This window comes from Pirellulales bacterium (assembly GCA_036499395.1).
Lineage (GTDB): Bacteria > Planctomycetota > Planctomycetia > Pirellulales > JACPPG01 > JACPPG01.
On record DASYDW010000120.1, the window covers coordinates 97,096 to 113,702 of the forward strand.

At 60.8% G+C, this 16,607-nt stretch carries 11 protein-coding genes; 5 read left to right on the forward strand and 6 right to left on the reverse strand.

Annotation, left to right across the window (positions count from 1 at the left end; all coding sequences use genetic code 11):
* Nucleotides 1-282 precede the first annotated feature (282 nt).
* From VGN12_22045 to VGN12_22065, 5 genes are all read right to left on the reverse strand, one after another.
* Nucleotides 283-1,410 carry a hypothetical protein gene (locus VGN12_22045; protein HEY4312146.1) on the reverse strand — a complete coding sequence of 376 codons (1,128 nt, stop codon included), beginning with the start codon at nt 1,408-1,410 and terminating at the stop codon, nt 283-285.
* 181 nt (nt 1,411-1,591) lie between these two features.
* A complete protein-coding gene (locus tag VGN12_22050) occupies nt 1,592-3,109 on the reverse strand; it encodes a DUF1501 domain-containing protein (GenBank protein HEY4312147.1) in 1,518 nt (505 codons plus the stop codon).
* Between the two features lie 156 nt (nt 3,110-3,265).
* Entirely contained in the window at nt 3,266-4,750 is a 1,485-nt protein-coding gene (locus tag VGN12_22055) for a DUF1501 domain-containing protein (GenBank protein HEY4312148.1), read from the reverse strand.
* Nucleotides 4,751-4,811: 61 nt separating this feature from the next.
* On the reverse strand, nt 4,812-7,964 hold the full coding sequence (locus VGN12_22060) for a PSD1 and planctomycete cytochrome C domain-containing protein (protein ID HEY4312149.1): 3,153 nt from the start codon (nt 7,962-7,964) through the stop codon (nt 4,812-4,814).
* Between the two features lie 96 nt (nt 7,965-8,060).
* On the reverse strand, nt 8,061-9,524 hold the full coding sequence (locus tag VGN12_22065; GenBank protein ID HEY4312150.1) for a DUF1501 domain-containing protein: 1,464 nt from the start codon (nt 9,522-9,524) through the stop codon (nt 8,061-8,063).
* 204 nt (nt 9,525-9,728) lie between these two features.
* Here VGN12_22065 and VGN12_22070 point away from each other — a divergent pair, with 204 nt between their 5' ends.
* The gene (locus VGN12_22070) at nt 9,729-10,865 is read left to right on the forward strand and encodes a WD40 repeat domain-containing protein (protein HEY4312151.1); all 1,137 of its coding nucleotides are present in this window, start codon (nt 9,729-9,731) and stop codon (nt 10,863-10,865) included.
* 420 nt (nt 10,866-11,285) lie between these two features.
* Nucleotides 11,286-11,798, forward strand: coding sequence for a GNAT family N-acetyltransferase (locus VGN12_22075; protein HEY4312152.1), 513 nt, complete (start codon nt 11,286-11,288; stop codon nt 11,796-11,798).
* 93 nt (nt 11,799-11,891) lie between these two features.
* Here VGN12_22075 and VGN12_22080 read toward each other — a convergent pair whose 3' ends face one another.
* A complete protein-coding gene (locus VGN12_22080; GenBank protein HEY4312153.1) occupies nt 11,892-12,974 on the reverse strand; it encodes a hypothetical protein in 1,083 nt (360 codons plus the stop codon).
* Between the two features lie 128 nt (nt 12,975-13,102).
* On the opposite strand from VGN12_22080, the gene VGN12_22085 reads away from it, so the two are divergent.
* Genes VGN12_22085 through VGN12_22095 form a run of 3 tightly spaced genes read left to right on the forward strand, consistent with a single transcriptional unit; the run spans nt 13,103 to nt 16,474 of the window.
* Complete coding sequence (locus tag VGN12_22085) at nt 13,103-13,738, forward strand: sigma-70 family RNA polymerase sigma factor (protein HEY4312154.1); 636 nt, start codon at nt 13,103-13,105, stop codon at nt 13,736-13,738.
* A complete protein-coding gene (locus tag VGN12_22090; protein HEY4312155.1) occupies nt 13,735-15,498 on the forward strand; it encodes a serine/threonine-protein kinase in 1,764 nt (587 codons plus the stop codon). The genes VGN12_22085 and VGN12_22090 overlap by 4 nt, the downstream gene beginning before the upstream one ends.
* 10 nt (nt 15,499-15,508) lie before the next feature.
* Nucleotides 15,509-16,474, forward strand: coding sequence for a hypothetical protein (locus VGN12_22095; protein HEY4312156.1), 966 nt, complete (start codon nt 15,509-15,511; stop codon nt 16,472-16,474).
* The last annotated feature ends 133 nt before the right edge of the window (nt 16,475-16,607 follow it).

A 16,607-nucleotide genomic window follows, 5' to 3' on the forward strand; every position in this document is an offset into this window, starting at 1 on the left:
GTCCGTGACTCAGATTTCTGTAGCCGGGCTCTGTGAGCCCGGTGCGTTTTGTTTTCAGGCGTCCGGCCTCACAGAGCTTTCCATTTGCCACAATCTTCACTGCAGTCATAGCATGATGGCCGTGGTGGGTTGAGCCAGGTGCCATGCTTTTTCGCCGCAGGCGAATAAGCATGATGAGGAGATCGCCGGCATCACGGCAACCCCGAGGAATGCCGAATGTCGCAGCAAACGATGGCTTAAGAACGCCAAAAGTCAAAAGGTCGAATCAAACTTCGATACCGGTCATTCGCACGAACTTTTGAGCCGCTGCAACTGGGCCATTAGCTGCAACCGTTCGGCAGCACATTCGGCGACCCATATGCCGCGTATCGAGTAAATGCACTCAATTCGTGTCCGCGATTCGAGCATTGCCAGTTGATCGATCCATCTCGTGAGCACCTCTTGCCGTTGTCTATTGTTGGCGCACGCGTCGACTTCTGCCGCGCAGGTGCCGTGATAGGCTTCGAGTAACTCTTCGATCCATAAAGATTTGTCCCAGAAGAGTTGCTCAGCAGCAGCAAGGTGCGCCTTCCTAACGGTCAATCGCTGATTCTCCATCGTGGGCACGGAGTGTGCGCTGCCTCGGCGCTTTACGGCATGAGTCGAGAATTCATCGTGCTCGAGGCGAAGCTCCGCTTCGATACGTCGCAAGTGGGTTGTCAATCTTAGGAAGTGACTGTCCTTTTGATCGAGTTCATGTTCTTTTTGCAGTGTCGATTCCATCGTTTTAATGGCATCAATGTACTGCCTTCGGATCGCGAGCTTCTCGTTTGTCGTCCTCGCGACGGCGGCTTTCGCATCGTAGAACTCCGTCAAGGCGGGGAAAATATTCCGTTGATTTACAAAGCCCTTCCCGATCTCCTCCCTCGTGGCGCGAAGATAGTCATCTGCGGTTGTGAGCCACGTCGCGCGCAAAGTGGCAAAGCGCGACACGCACGATGAGGGCGCGCCGCCAGCCGTTTCGCGCAACAGCGCAAGCCTGGATCGAATGACGCGACAACGATTCCGCAGGACCAGCCACAACTCGCCACCGCGCGCTCCCGCATCATGTAGCGCTTGGAGCTTGTTGCCCGTCGCAAGCATGTGGTCAAGGCGACGTTGACATAGTTCGACTCTCGCCGCGCGGCTTTCCGCTAGTTGCAGTTCTGCATCGATCCACTCGAGGCAGAGGAAGGCGCGCATCTCATCGTATTGCAAGCTTTCAGTTGCGCTGTACGATGCAGGAAAATGCGTTCCGGCCCAGTCCAATAGGGCGCGGCGATTTTCCAGGATCTGCCGCTCGCGCGATTTAGCGCACCCGCATTTTGGAAGGTTGCCGACACGCGGGGCTGGGCCTTTTTTAGTTGTACCAAGCACCGCGAGCAAAATCATTGTGCTGACCATTGAGGCACCAACTACCGAACCTAGAGTCGAATTCCTTCGTCATGAGAGCCTTTAGATTTCTTCAGGCATTTGCCGGAATCGTCATTCGACATTTTCCGTTAGGGAGCCTGCGGGCGCAAGTGCTTTTTAGTCGATCGTAGATCGCAGTTCGTGATGCGCATGGCGACTTCTACGACAATAGCTCTCCGATCACCTGCCCGTGTACGTCGGTCAAACGGCGATCAATGCCGTTGTGGCGGAAGGCGAGTTTCGTGTGGTCGATGCCCAACAGGTGCAGCATCGTGGCGTGTACGTCGTAGCAGTAGGTGGGATTCTCGACTGCCTTGTACGACCACTCATCACTAGCTCCGTAGGTTGTGCCGCCGCGAATGCCGCCGCCGGCCAGCCAGGTGGTAAAGGTGAACGGGTTATGATCGCGCCCCTTGGTTCCCTGACTGCAGGGCATCCGGCCGAATTCGGTGGTCCACATCACAAGAGTGTCTTCCAGCAGGCCACGATCCTTCAGATCGTTCAATAGCGCCGCGGCCGGCTGGTCCATGCTGCGTCCCATCGTGGCATGATCGCGAGCGATGTCCTCGTGCGAATCCCAGTTGCGGCGCGGGAAGCCATTGTCGGCGCCGCTCCAGACCTGCACGAAACGGACGCCACGCTCCAACAGTCGGCGCGCCACCAGGCAGTTGCGACCGAAATCCGCGGTTACGGAATCGTTCAAGCCGTACTGTTCGAGAGTTCGCGCGTTCTCGCGTGACAGGTCGAGCACTTCCGGAGCACTGGTCTGCAGTCGCGCCGCCAGTTCGTACGAACGAATGCGCGCTTCGAGCTGTGAATCGCCTGAATGACTGGCTTCGTGAGCACGGTTGAGTCGCCGCAAAACGTCGAGACCGGCCGTTTCACTCTCGGGCCGGATAAATGCAGCAGACTTCGGCGGAAACAGATCCGCGATCGGGTTGGCCGCGGCCGGCCGGATCATGGTTCCCTGGTGCGCGGCGGGGAGGAATCCGGCGGTCCAATTGCCCGGGCCGTTGGGAGCAAATCCACGCGAGTCAGGCAGCACGACAAAGGTCGGCAGCTCGTCGGTCATGCTGCCTAGCCCGTAGCTGAGCCAGGCGCCGAACGCCGGAAAGCCGGGGAGCACGAAGCCCGAGTTCTGCATGAACGTGGCCGGGCCGTGGACGTTCGATTTCGAAACCATCGAATGCACGAACGCGATGTCATCAACGCACTGGGCCAGATGTGGCACCAGGTCGCTGATCCATTTGCCGCACTGGCCATACTGCTGCCACGCCCAAGGGCTTTGCATGCATTGACCGGGATCGCTTTGGAACAATTCGACCTTTTCACCAGGATCGAATTTCTGGCCGTTGCGGTGAATCAGCTCCGGCTTGTAGTCGAACGTATCGCACTGGCTGGCCGCGCCGGACATGAATAGCTGTACGACCCGTTTGGCCCGGGCCCGATGATGCAGACCGCCGGTGGGATTCGGTTGGCTGCCGGGGGTGTCCGCGGAATTTGCTTCGGCCGCCAACAGCTTTTCTTGCCCCAATAGCTGCGCAAGCGCGATGCCGCCGAGCCCTCCGCCGAACTGCCAGAGAAACTCACGGCGCGGCAGATGTTTGTCGCAATCCCCTACGTCATCCGCAAAGGGACGTTGCCGGCTGGCACAGCGATTGGCGGACTGAGAGTTCATCAGTTACGTGTTGCGATCCTTATTTAGCCACCGAGGGCACAGAGTTCACAGAGAAAAGAGTCAGATGATTTCAAAGGTCGAAGTGTCGCTCCGAAGTCTCTTTGTAATGGATGACTTGGTGCCCTCTGTGTGCTCGGTGGCAAAAGTCTGGATTGTTTACGCCAGGATTTCGCGGACGACTTCGCCGGCCACGTCGGTCAGGCGGAAGTCGCGGCCGTTGAAATGATAGGTCAAGCGCTTGTGATCGATGCCCAGCAGGTGCAGCAGCGTGGCGTGCAGGTCGTTGATGCTGACGCGACCGGTGACGGCCTTGTGTCCAAAATCGTCGGTATCGCCGTGATGCACGCCGCCACGGACGCCCGCGCCGGCCATCCAGGTGGTGAAGGCGTGCGGATTGTGATCGCGGCCGGTGCCTCCTTTCTGCACGATGGGGAGTCGTCCGAACTCGCCGTTCCACACGACCAGTGTTGAGTCCATCAGCCCACGCTGTTTGAGATCGGCCAACAGGCCGGCGATGGGGACATCGGTCTCGGCGGCAAAGCCGCGATGGTTGTCGGCGATATTGGTGTGGCCGTCCCAGCTCTTTTCGTTCTCGGTCCCCCCGGAGTAAATCTGCACGAAGCGGACGCCACGCTCGATCATCCGCCGCGCGATCAGGCATTGCCGGCTGAAGTGTTTGCACTTTGGATTATCGAGGCCGTACAGCTTCTTCATCGAGTCGGGCTCGCTGTCGACGTCGAGCGCCTCAGGGGCTGCCATCTGCATGCGATAGCCCAGCTCGAAGCTTTCGATCCGCGCGGCGAATTCGGCCTCGGCCGGATGCTGATCCTGCTGGCGGCGATTTAAACGGTTTAAGAGCGCCAATTGGTTTTGCTGCTCGGCGGGCGTCATGCCCTCGGGCCGAATCAGGTTTTCGATCGGCGCGCCCTGGGCGTTCAGCGCCGTGCCCTGAAAAATGCCGGGCAGAAATCCTGCGCCCCAGTTTTGCGCATAACCCTTCGGCAGGCCGCGTCCCAACGTGTCGTACATGACGACGAATGCCGGCAAGTTTTGGCTGACGCTGCCCAGGCCGTAGGTGACCCAGGCGCCGACGCTGGGAAAGCCCATCCGGCTGGCGCCAGTGTTCACCTGGAAGAGGGCAGGGGAGTGGTTATTGGTTTCGGTAAAGCAGCCATGCATGAAGGCCATGTCATCGACGTGCTTGGCCATGTTCGGAAAGATCTCCGAAACCCAGCCGCCGGATTGCCCGTGCTGTGTGAACTTGAACGGGGACTTCATCAACGGGCCGACCTGCTCGACGAAGAAGCCGGTGTTCTTGTCGAAGCCGGGCAATTCCTTGCCGTCCCACTTTTCCAGCTCGGGCTTGTATTGCCAGGTGTCGACCTGGCTGGGCCCGCCATTCATGAACAGCCAGATGACGTTTTGCGCCTTGGCCGGAAAATGTGCCGGATGGGCCGCAAGCGGATTGATCGACGGCGTATTCGCAAATGCCGAGGCCGTGCCCCCGTGACCAGGTCGTTCATCGCTCAGCAGCGACGCCAGCGCCATCATGCCGAAGCCGTTGCCCGTGCGGCGCAGAAAATCGCGCCGATTTGAATACTGCGTGGTAGGTGTCGCGAAGAGTTGCTTGATGTCGTTCATGGCAGTACCTGCTCACCTGCGGATGGCCGTGGCGGATGCACTCGCCCGTAACTTCGTTTCTCTAATCGACGTAGACGAATTCGTTCAATCCAAACAGCACCTGACAGAAATCGGCCAAGGCCGCCAGACGCTTTTCCGCTTGCCCGTCGGCGGCGTAAAGCTTGCTTTGGTCTTCCAGGAATTGTGCCGCGTCGGCCGCCTCTTCCGCGGTGGGCTGCCGCGAGAGCGCCACCAGGTAAGCGCGCCGCACGGCGTCATTCCAAGGGGCGTCTTGATTCGTCCCGGCTGGCTCGGCAATGGATGCGGCTAAAGCTCGTGCCGCTTCGCGCACTTGGGCGTTGTTCAAGAGCAGCAGCGCCTGCGGCGCGATCGTCGTACTAGCGCGGGCGCCGATCGCTTGCAAACCGTCCGGCGCATCGAACAGGACCATCATCGAGATCAGCTTACTGCGTTTAACTGTGAAATAGATGCTGCGGCGGCGCTGATGGTCGTCGAGCGTGCCCGGCCCGAACATCGTTTCATCCAGGATGCCGCCGTCCGCCAGGATCGCATCGCGGATCACCTCGGCTTCGAGCCGTACGCGCGGCCGCCGCCAGAAGAGCTTGTTATCGGGGTCGATCTTGGCGCGTGCTTCGTCCGCTTGCGTCCCTTGCATGTAGGCGGCACTGGTCATAATCAAGCGGTGAATCGGCTTGAGCCGCCACCCGCCCGCGATCAATTCCTCGGCCAGATATTCGAGCAACTCGGGATGCGTCGGCCGATCGCCTTGCGTGCCGAAGTCGCTGGGAGTGGCGACGATGCCACGACCCACGTGATGTTGCCAGAGGCGATTAACAATCACGCGGGCCAGCAGCGGTCCGCCGCCACGCTGGCGATCGGTGATCCATTCGGCCAGTGCCCGGCGGCGGTAAGACGTACGCCATCCTTGCGGGGGCGAGCTCTGCCAGGTTCGCTCGGCGTCGGCCGAGGGCATGAGAACTTGCAAGAAGCTTTGCGAGGCGATCTCTTTCTTGCGGTTCGGATCGCCCCGTTCGAGGAAGTGCGTCTGATCCAGAAAGTCACCTCCCTGTGTGTGTAGGCGAACGGCCGGCAGACCTTCGCTGGTGATCAGGACCTTGGTCAGCGTCGGTTGCGGCGCGAGGGCGGCGTGTTCGCGCACCGCGCGGTCTCGCTGGCGCCAGCCGTCGTCGAGCCGGCGATACCAATTGAGCATCGCGGCGCGTGCTTCGGACGTTGGCGTTGTTGTTCCGGAACGCGACAGTAGAGCAGCAATTTCGCCGGCGTTTTGTCGGCCGCTGGGTGCGTCGAGCGCCAAGGGCGCCGCGGCCGTTGAAAGGGCCACTCTCGGTCGGCCGATCGCGTGCTCTTTGTTTCCTTCGAACTTCAGCGTGATAGTTAGCACGGTGCCGGCTTCGAAGCCGATGGGCGTGGCGAAATCGAACGCCGCCGCCTGGTCCTTGCCGATTTGACCATCGACAGCCCAGGACGATGTCTTGTCGTCGTCGATCGCGGCCGCGACAGGCAACTTCGGCTGCTCGAACGTCGCACGGGCCGTGGCGAGCCTGACCGGCACGACGTCCTTCTCGCGATCGGCGGACGCGGCCGTGACCTGGATATCCGATAGCGCGAAATTGCCATTCGACGCGCGTCCCGGACCACGCTTGGGGAATGTGTCGTCGACGAGCGCCTCGAGTCGCAGGCCGGTGATATTTCGCTGATCCGTGCGGGCGACGAACGTGTAGGTGTCGTTGTCCGTCGGCTTGCCGCCGGCCAATAGCGAACCATCGTCGAGCGCCGTCAGCGGCACGCTGGATTGTGCCTTGGCCTCGGAGAGGTCGAGAATCTGCCAGACCGTGGTTGTTGGCGGCGTACCAGGTGCCTTCGTGCTGGATGCTGCATCAGAACCCGAGGATACCGGCGCAGTCGGCGCCGCGTGGGCCGTTAGCCAGGCCTCGAAGCGGGCCGGCAATTCATTCGCTTCGAACTGCGCGAGCGCGTCGACGAGCGGCGCATGCTCGCGATCGAAGGCCGTGCGGGCCCGATCGAAGTTCTCGCGATCGAGATTCAGCTCGACCTCGCTTCGCACCGCCGTGGTGAATGTCGACAACAGCCGGTAGTAATCGGCGGTCGGAATCGGGTCGAACTTGTGGTCGTGGCAGCGCGCACAGCCGATCGTCAGACCCAGCATCGCGGTGCCAATCGTGGCCGACATATCGTCGAGCTCGTCGTAGCGTTCCTTCTCGACCTGGTTCTTCGTGATTTGCGTGCTGTGAACGCCGGCCGCCAGGAAGCCAGTGGCCATCAGCGCCAGCGGATTCTCTGGTTCGTACTCGTCTCCGGCGATCTGCCACTTTACAAACGTGTCGTAAGGCAGGTCCTGGTTCAACGCCTTGATGACGAAGTCGCGATAGTGATAGGCGCTGAGGCGATCGTAGTCGTGCTCGAAGCCGTGGCTTTCGGCAAAGCGCGCCAGGTCGAGCCAGTGCCGTGCCCAACGTTCGCCATAATGCGGGCTGTCGAGCAACCGATCGATCAGGCGCTCGTAAGCATCGGGCGCGAGATCGGCGACGAAGGCCTCGACCTCTTCCGGCTTCGGCGGCAGGCCGATCAGGTCAAAGTACGCGCGGCGGATCAGCGTCCCTCTGTCGGCGATCGGGTTCGGAGCGATCTGCTTTTCGTTTAACCGCGCGACGATGAAACGATCGAGCGGCGTGCGGCACCAGGCCGGATCAGCTACGTACGGAGTCGGGGCGGCGGCGAGCGGCTGAAAGGCCCAGTGCTGACGCTCCTTCGCCAGATCGATGGTTCGCTTGGCCTTGCCGGCCGGTTTTGCCTCGCGTGGATCGGGCACACCACGCTTGACCCACTCGGTGAGAACCGCGATCTCGGGCTCGGGCAGCTTCCCCTCGGGGGGCATCTGCACGTCGCCGTCGTACTTCAGCGCCCTGATCAGCAAGCTGGCGTCAGGATCGCCGGGCACGATCGACGGGCCGGAATCGCCGCCTGCCATCCAGCCGGGGCGGCTATCCAACAGCAGACTGCCGCGCAGATTTTCGGCGTCTTGCGAGTGGCATTTGTAGCAGCGGGCGACCAGCACCGGCCGGACCTGGCTTTCGAAGAATTCGATATCAGCCGCCGTGGGGGGCTCGGCGCGCGCGGTGGCCACGAGCAGCAGGAGCGAGAGCGCGGCAAAACGAACGGAAATTCGAACCATGGGCAGGCTATGTGGGCGGTGGGAGGGTTCTACCCATTTTCGGATGCGGCGGCAACGCGGTCAATCGTTTGCCGGCTGCGGTCAGGCCGAGCGGGCTTAACCGAACAGTTCGACCAGCGGTCGCCCGCCGTCGACGATCGCCGTGGGCCGGCCCTGTGGATCGCGGACGCGCATTTCGTGGTCGATGCCCAGTGCGTGGTACACGGTGCAGGCCAGATCTTCGGGGCTGGTCGGATGCTGTTGTGGCAGGGCGCCGTCCTTGTCCGATTGGCCGTAGACGATTCCGCCACGAATGCCACCGCCGGCCAAGACCGCAGGGAACAAGGTGCTCCAATGTCCGCGCCCCCAATTGCCAGTGGCCGCGGGTGTGCGTCCCATTTCGCCCAGGCAGACGATCAAGGTCTCGTCGAGCATGCCGCGCTCGGCGAGGTCTTCGACCAACGTTGCCAGGGCCGAGTCGAGCCCCGGCAGCAGATGCTTGCGAACGTCGTCGCTGTGTACGTGGGAATCCCAGCTGTAGCCGTCGACCGCGTCCCAGGCGACGGTCACGAATCGTGAACCGGCCTCGACGAGCCGCCGGGCTAAGAGCGTCGACTGCCCGAATAAGTGGCGCCCATAACGATCGCGTAGCGCGGCGGGCTCTTGGCGAATGTCGAGTGCGTGCCGGGTCTTTTCCGAAGTGACAAGCGACAAAGCACGCTCTTGAAAACGCTGATAGGGAAGGGCGAAAGCGTCGTGGTCCAGGCGACGGCGCTGATCGTCGAACTGCTCGAGCAAAGTCCTCCGACCATTCAAGCGGTCGATCGACAGACTTTGGTCTGCGGCCAGCCCCTTGATGCGGAAGTCGAGATCTTCGTCGGTGCAGTCGCGGAAGTAGGGATTGTCTTTGTCGTCGCGTTTGCGAATGTCGGTTGCCAGCGCGTCGTATCCTCGCCCTAGCCAGCCTGCGTATTGGCCAGGCCGGTCCAGCTTGGTGCTGTAGTTCTCCATATGCCCAAGGCGATTGGGGAGATAGACGTAGCTGGGGATATCGCGCTGGCCACGGCCTGGAGCATGCTGGTCGACATGCTCGACGACCGAGCCCATGGCGGGCCAGTCTTTTTCGGTGGCATTGAATCCGCCGCCAATCGGCACGTGCCAAGGATGTCCGGTCTGGATGTAATGTCCGGCCGTGCTGTGGTCGTTGTAGGTGTGCGTCATGCTGCGGACGACGCACAGCTTGTCGCTGACGCTGGCTAGACGCGGCAAGTGCTCGGAAATGAGCAAGCCGGGAGTTTTCGCCGCGATCGGATTGAAGGGGCCGCGAATTTTCGACGGGGCGTCCGGCTTCAGGTCGAAGGTTTCGTACTGGCTGGGGCCGCCAAAGAGGAACAGAAAGATGACGCTCTTGGCCCGCACCGGAATCGCCGAGGCGGTTTGCCCGGCGGCTAGTCCAGCCGCCTCGGCTGCCCAGATCTTATTGAGATGCAGCCCGAACAGGCCTGCGCCCGTGGCCTGCAACATCTGTCGCCGCGTGACGCCGCCGCAGACCTGCTGCATTCCGCCGAGGATGTTGAGCATCGCGTTCCACGCCTCCGCCGGCTGAGTAACCCATCAACGCCTGTGGATGTTAACAAATGGGGGCGGGAAGTGCACGCGAAATCTGGCCGTGCACAAGAACGGCCTGTGACCCAAAATGGTAAGTCGTGGGCCGCACGCCCTGAAGATCGCCTAGCCACGAGAAGCACGGGAGGTCACCCCGCATCAGCGGCTCGACCTTTGGCCATGAAACACTTCACGCTTTCTCAATTGTTCCATGGCATAGCGCTGCTGGCACTTACCTTTGCCCTGGTACGTGCCGAAGGATGTGGTACGGCGTTTACAAGAATTGGCGCGTTATCGTTTTCTCCTGATGGCAAGCGGCTCGCCGTCGTAAAACTCAATTGGCGGGACGCAAATGTGTCTTTGAAGGGGTACGCTGCCGACATATTGCGGACGCTCAGCATCGTCGATGTTGAAAAGGCCATTCCGACAGAAGTCGTTGATCGCGCCTTCGTTGCTGGCAACCAGGGGCCAGCATTTGCGATTCTAAGGCAATGTCCCGACTCGCTTGCTTTCAGTGCAGACGGAAAACGGTTGTTTTTCCTTGATTTTGAGGCCACCAAGATTCGCGTCTGTGATTTAAGTTCGAAAACAACAAACACATTTTTTGAGTTTGGCCCGCAGGCCGGGAATCTGCAATTCGCGCTGTCGCCTGATCGCGCGGTTGTCGCGCAGGAGGACTGGGGCAACGGTGTTGTTCTACTTGGCGCGGACGATGCAAAACAGATTGCGAAAGCCCCCAACATCACCATCTTCAGTCCTTTCAGGTCCGGCATCAGCCTATCCTCGGACAACCACTGGCTGGCGATACGCGAACAGGACAAGGTGAATCTCTACGAAGTGGAGGCACAATTGCTCGCGACAGGGCATCTTGCATGCACCGGCGGTTTTGCCTTCGCCCCAGGTACCGAACAATTGGCGGTCGCGAATGGTAGCAACATAACGCTTTCTAATCTTGTTACGAAAAATGAGCGCAATCTGGCTTTCGGCCAGGAAATTAATAATGTCCGGTTTGTGGGCGACGGCAGAGTTATCGTCGCAACCGAGCAGGAGTTGATTTTGCTAGATGTCACCACAGGCGACGTGGCTGGGCGGCTTAAGCACGAACAGTGGGTTACGGCGATTGCATCTTCTCCCGATGCCCAAACCGTTGCAATTGGCGACAATCGTGGGAACGTCGTCCTGTGGAATGTGAAGACCGGTCGGTCGTCACGTTTTCGAGCCCCAGGCAGGAGTGGCTATCCGTGGACGCTACCGGCTGGACTGCTGGTGGTAGCAGTCAGCTACTACTATTACGCCTGGAAGAGGCGGCGAGCTTGAGTTGCGGTATGCGATTCGACCTCAAGGTTCGCATCGCTCGCGGGAACGGTCGTTTTGCCTGTCGGATTGAAGGGGCCTTGGGGCGAACCGCGGTTCGCCGAGCGGGCTCTGGTCTATCAGCGTGGCCGGGTTATCCGATCACCTGCAGTACGGCGACTTCCACGAGTCCAAAACGGCGGTGGAAACGGATCGAACGGTAGCGGGCGTACCACTGTCGTTTGGCTTTGTTCGGGCAATGTCGCCTTGCTCGTTTCCCGTCTGGCATGGCTAGGTCCTCCTAGTTCCCGAGTTCACCTTGTTCTACGCGTCTTGTCACCTACTGGGTTAAGCGAAAAGCTGGTCGATTTGTTACCATGTGCCGCGCCGGCAAAACCGCGGCCGCAGCGCGAATTTGGAGCGATCCGACGTGGGCCCTGACCGATGGAAATCCCCTTCTCACACGGCCTGTTACGCCCCTGGCAATGGGAGGACGCCACGGCCCTAGTGGCGCTGGCGAACAACCGCCGCGTTTCGCTAAACATGCGGGACGCCTTTCCCTATCCGTATACAACCGACGATGCCGATCGGTGGCTGACCGTGGCCAACAAATACGACCCGCCGCGCAACTTTGCCGTGGTGGTCGACGGTTCACCGGCTGGAGGACTGGGGCTGGTGCTGCGGGAGGACGTCTACCGCCGCTCGGCCGAAATCGGTTACTGGCTGGGGGAGCCCTACTGGGGGCGCGGCATCATGACCACGGCCGTACAGGCGGCCGTCGAATATGCCTTCGCGACCTTTGATATTTGCCGGCTGTTTGCCGGAGTGTTCGATGGCAACGCGGCCAGTGGTCGTGTTCTGGAAAAGGCTGGCTTCACGCTGGAAGCCCGACTGCGCAAAGTGATCACCAAGGGGGATCGGACGGCAGATGAGCTAGTGTATGCGATCGTGCGGTAGGTGACGTTTGGGTCGCTTGCGATTGGGCCCGGACAATAGCTCGAAGAGTTCCCTTGCTGGCGCTGCGGGCTGGTGTGCGCCGTCGCTTGCGCCTTACTGCAGGCCGTGTTCGGGCGCGGGGGTCTCGGGTTTCGCCGGTGCCAATTGATCGGCTGTCTGCTGCATTCGTCTGCTTAGCTCGTCGTCCCCCAACCAGCCGGCGCGGCGTGCCTGATAGCGGTATCCAACGACGATCGGATCGTCCTCCAGGTTTTCCAGCGGATGATGGAAGGTGCGATAGATCGCGCGGATGCGCTTTTGCGTATCGGGGGACAGGCTATCGACGCCGATCTTCAGGTCCACGTCCTTGCCGAGTTCGATGGTCTCCTCGGTTGGCTTGCCGAACGTAAATTTCAGCGGCGTCCTTTCGAAGCCCATTTGCATGACCGAGTCTTCGGCAACGACATGGAACGCTCCTAAGACGTGACAGAGCTCATGCACCAGTCGCGTCGTCGCGCCGCTGGTTCCCCAGCAATCGGGAAGCACGACGCGCTGACTGTAATATTGCGAGACACCGCGAATTTCGCCGCGTGGACCGGGGAAGGGGACCATCGTAAAGCCGATCACGAGATCAGCATCCCCCAGTTCGATCTTGTGCAACCATTGAAAGGCGTCGCTGGCCGTCTGCGGAGCGGTCTTGTATTCCCAATCGCGAAAACCGACCACGCGAAAGTGAATGGGAAACTGCTGCTCGAAGCGGGCGGCCGCCGCTTCGACGATGCCGCGTGCCCGGCCTTGCCATTTTTCGCGATGGAAGGCGCGGTACTCCTTGCCGCCGGCCACGATCACCTTCACCTCGCGCACGTGAGGCCATTTGCGAGCCAGCGGGGCAGGGGGCTGCGCGGTTGTGGCGGGAATTGCCCGCAGTTCGAGCTGACCGGCCGATGAGAGCATAAAGCGGTACTGCCGGCCGGGCTGAAGGTTGTAGCGATTCGCCTGCCCGGCGCTGCGAAACTCGCAGGAGACGGCGCGTGCCGCGTCGAGCGATTCGGATTTTCCCGGCGCGATCCTAACGTCGCGCGACGCGGCCTGATCGCCCGGCGTGATCCGACACACGACAGAACTGGTGCTGGCGTTTTCGAGCGTAATGGCGGCGCGGGCAGCCGAAACCGGCAGAATCAACAACGCGGTCAGCACGATGCCAGTCCGGGGTCGCAGACCCCGGCTACAGTAGACGCTATGTTGGCCGCCACTCGTTCCCGGCATATTTCGCCTATCGTCGCCGTCGGAAGTCGTTGCCCACCCGATCTATTATACTTGTAACGATGTGGCCTGACTCATCCGAAACGCAAGAACTGTTGGCGGCCGCTCGCACCGGCGATGCTGCTGCGCGCAATCGTTTGCTCGAACGCCATCGCGACGTGTTGCGCCGGATGGTCGGGCTGCGGATGGATCGGGCCCTGCAAGGCCGACTGGACGCCAGTGACATTGTGCAAGACGTCCTGGTCGAGGCGGATCGTCGCCTGGCCGATTATCTGGCCGCGGCCAAGATGCCCTTTCAACTCTGGCTGCGCTACCTGGCAAAGGATCATTTGATCGACGCTCATCGCCGGCATCGTGGCGCCGCACGTCGTAGCGTCGATCGCGAGCAATCGTTGACCGGGGGCGCATTCGCGGATCAATCAGCGCTGGACCTGGCGGCTTTGATACGCGATCGCGAAATGACTCCGGCCGCCGCTGCTACGCATCACGAATTGGAGCAGCGCTTTGCCGCCGCGATCGAGACGCTCGACGAGACGGATCGCGAGATCATCTTGATGCGGCATTTCGAGCAGCTCACCAATCAACAGGCGGCCGAAGCGCTTGCGCTTTCCGAGCCGGCCGCGGGCATGCGCTATCTGCGCGCCATGCGGCGCTTACGGGCCCTGTTGGAAGAACCTCCGAGCGAGCAGGGGGAATGATGAGCGCCGGCGGAAAAGCCTTCGAGGGCGCGGCAGCGTCGGTGGAGCGGAAGGAGGCCGTCGACGACGATCGCGATGCGCGGCTGTGGTCACTCGTGAATCGGCTGGCCGAACAATTGCATCGCGGAGAGCCGCCTGAGATCGACGCTCTGCTCGCGCAGCATCCGGACCTGGCCGACGAGTTGCGTCCGCTGTGGGCGGCCATGCTGGTTACCGATTGCGTGGCCGCCGGCAGCCGTGCCGCGGACCCGGCCCGAGGTTCCTCGGGGGATGACCTGACGCATGATCATTCACCGCGCCCTGATTCAGCGGGTGCGCGGCGAGCGGTGGAATCGTCCGAACCGGTGTTGCGCCAGTTTGCCGATTATGAATTGCTCGAAGAGCTGGGGCGCGGCGGCATGGGAGTGGTCTACCGGGCACGGCAGATCAGCCTGAACCGGATCGTGGCGCTGAAGATGGTGCTGCGTGGTGACATGGCGAGCCCGGCGGACTTGGCCCGTTTTCGTACCGAGGCCGAAGCCGCCGCGCGGCTCGATCATCCGACGATCGTGCCGGTGTACGAAGTAGGGGACTGCGACGGGCAGCCTTATTTCACCATGAAATATGTGACCGGCACTACACTGGCGCGCCGCCTGACCGAAGGACCATTAACGGCGCGCGAGGCTGCGTCACTGTTGGCGCCGGTCGCTCAGGCGATTCACTATGCGCACAGCCGGGGTGTGCTGCACCGTGATCTGAAACCGTCGAACATCTTGATCGACGCTGAGGGACGGCCGCACGTTTCGGATTTCGGGCTGGCCAAACGGGTCGAGGCCGAAATGAACCTCACCCTCTCGGGAGCGATTCTCGGGACGCCGGCCCACATGGCTCCCGAGCAGGCGGCCGGCACGCGCGGCAAGCTGGGGCCGACGAGCGACGTCTACAGCTTGGGGACGATCCTGTATCAGATGCTGACCGGGCGTCCGCCGTTTCAAGCGGCCTCGCCTGTCGACACGGTGCTGCTGGTGCTCGAGCAGGATCCGCTGCCGCCGCGACTGATCAATCCGCGCGCCGATCGCGAGCTGGAGATGATCGCGCTGAAATGTTTGCAGAAGCCGCAGGACCTGCGCTATCAGAGTGCCAAGCTACTGGCCGACGACTTAGAAGCGTTTCTGGCTGACGAGCCAACCGCGGCTCGCAGCGGCATCTTCGTGCAGGTGCTGGCCCGGGCGTTTCGCGAAACGCATCACGCCACGGTGCTCGAGAACTGGGGGCTGTTGTGGATGTGGCACAGCCTGGCCCTGCTCGTGACTTGCCTGCTGACGAATCTACTGCAATGGTCGGGTGTCACTTCCCCATTTTTTTACGTGGCGTTGTGGACGGCCGGGCTGGGGACCTGGGCCACGATTTTCTGGACGTTGCGCCGTCGGGCGGGGCCGGTCACGTTCGTCGAACGGCAGATCGCGCACGTGTGGGCCGCCAGTATGATCAGCATCGTCGTGTTGTTTTATGTCGAGATGATCATGGGGTTGCCGGTCCTGGCACTCTCGCCGGTGCTAGGACTGGTCGGCGGCATGGTGTTCGTCGTGAAGGCGGGCACACTGTCAGGGCAGTTCTATTTCCAGGCCGCGGCGCTCTTTGCCACGGCCCTGGGCATGGCGCTCTTGCAGCGATATGAGATCCCGCTGGCGCTGACGCTATTCGGCGTCGTCTCAGCGGCCTGCTTCTTCCTGCCAGGGCTGAAGTATTACCGGCAGCGGGAAAGTTCTAACGTCGTCTAAAGGGGCGGGAATGTCTGAGGACGTCAGTAGCGATGCAAACGGCCGTCTCGCCTTACGCTTTGGGCTTTTCACAGCTCTATTCTCTATCTTTGTCATCGCCGTTTTCTTGGCACACGTTGACAACACATTGCATTACAAACGGCTAGCTGTATCGTTCGTCGAAGCATCCGACGGCAAGGTCCGCTATGACCACGAGATAAATTCTGATGGCTCGTCGGTAAAGAATCCTAATCCACCAGGTTATGTATGGTTGCGTTCGCTGCTCGGTGACGATTATGCGTTTGAAGCGGTGGACATTTATCTGCCGACAGGTCTCAACGACGACAATTTCTCAGTGCTTCGTGCTTTTCCTCGCTTGCGTTCACTAACACTAATGCAGGGTGGGTTTCCCGATGGAGCTGCTTCCGAGATTGCGTGCTGTCGACGTCTGAGAAGGCTTGAACTGCTTCTAACTCCGGTTAACGATCGCGATATAAAGAGTTTGCAGCCGTTGGCGGAACTTGAGGTTTTACGTCTCGGTTCCACCGCTGTGACAGATGAGGGCGTCAGTAATCTGTCAGTCTTTAAGCACCTAGAGTTCTTAAGCCTCTCGCACATCGCCGTAACGGATCGCGCCGTCAGCACCATCACCATGCTCCCGCTGCGAACTCTTGAGCTGGAAGGAACGGAGATCACAGATGACTCGCTTCCTGAGATCTCGAAAATTAAGACGCTACGAATGCTACACCTTGGCGACTCCAAGATTTCCGATCGAGTGTTCGACCAATTGTCTGTACTACCGGAATTACGATATCTGTTTTTGCCGGATACCCGGGTCACTCCGGAAGGATGCGCGAGGGTCGCGGCATGGCCAAATCTCGAGTCGATTCAGGTAACTGCGGGCCCGATTTTTAGCGATAGTGAACTCGCCAACCTGAAACTGCAATTGGCGGGAAAGCGCGTTTCCGTCATGCCGCGGCCGCGGTCGAAGCACTAGAGCCGGTTTCAAAACTGTGTTGAAGTAAACTTGCGCCCTGTAGGGACTTCGGTTAAGACGGTGATCGAAAGGAGACTTTCGATGGCCAAGCGACACGATGTCGAAGTCAGCGATGAGCAGTGGGAGAAAATCA

Excerpts from the sequence above, each read along its gene's own strand:
- VGN12_22060 (HEY4312149.1), bottom strand. The coding sequence starts at position 7,964 with ATGGTTCGAATTTCCGTTCGTTTTGCCGCGCTCTCGCTCCTGCTGCTC.
- VGN12_22075 (HEY4312152.1), top strand. The coding sequence starts at position 11,286 with ATGGAAATCCCCTTCTCACACGGCCTGTTACGCCCCTGGCAATGGGAG.
- VGN12_22065 (HEY4312150.1), bottom strand. The coding sequence starts at position 9,524 with ATGCTCAACATCCTCGGCGGAATGCAGCAGGTCTGCGGCGGCGTCACG.
- VGN12_22050 (HEY4312147.1), bottom strand. The coding sequence starts at position 3,109 with ATGAACTCTCAGTCCGCCAATCGCTGTGCCAGCCGGCAACGTCCCTTT.
- VGN12_22085 (HEY4312154.1), top strand. The coding sequence starts at position 13,103 with ATGTGGCCTGACTCATCCGAAACGCAAGAACTGTTGGCGGCCGCTCGC.
- VGN12_22090 (HEY4312155.1), top strand. The coding sequence starts at position 13,735 with ATGATGAGCGCCGGCGGAAAAGCCTTCGAGGGCGCGGCAGCGTCGGTG.
- VGN12_22070 (HEY4312151.1), top strand. The coding sequence starts at position 9,729 with ATGAAACACTTCACGCTTTCTCAATTGTTCCATGGCATAGCGCTGCTG.
- VGN12_22095 (HEY4312156.1), top strand. The coding sequence starts at position 15,509 with ATGTCTGAGGACGTCAGTAGCGATGCAAACGGCCGTCTCGCCTTACGC.
- VGN12_22045 (HEY4312146.1), bottom strand. The coding sequence starts at position 1,410 with ATGATTTTGCTCGCGGTGCTTGGTACAACTAAAAAAGGCCCAGCCCCG.
- VGN12_22055 (HEY4312148.1), bottom strand. The coding sequence starts at position 4,750 with ATGAACGACATCAAGCAACTCTTCGCGACACCTACCACGCAGTATTCA.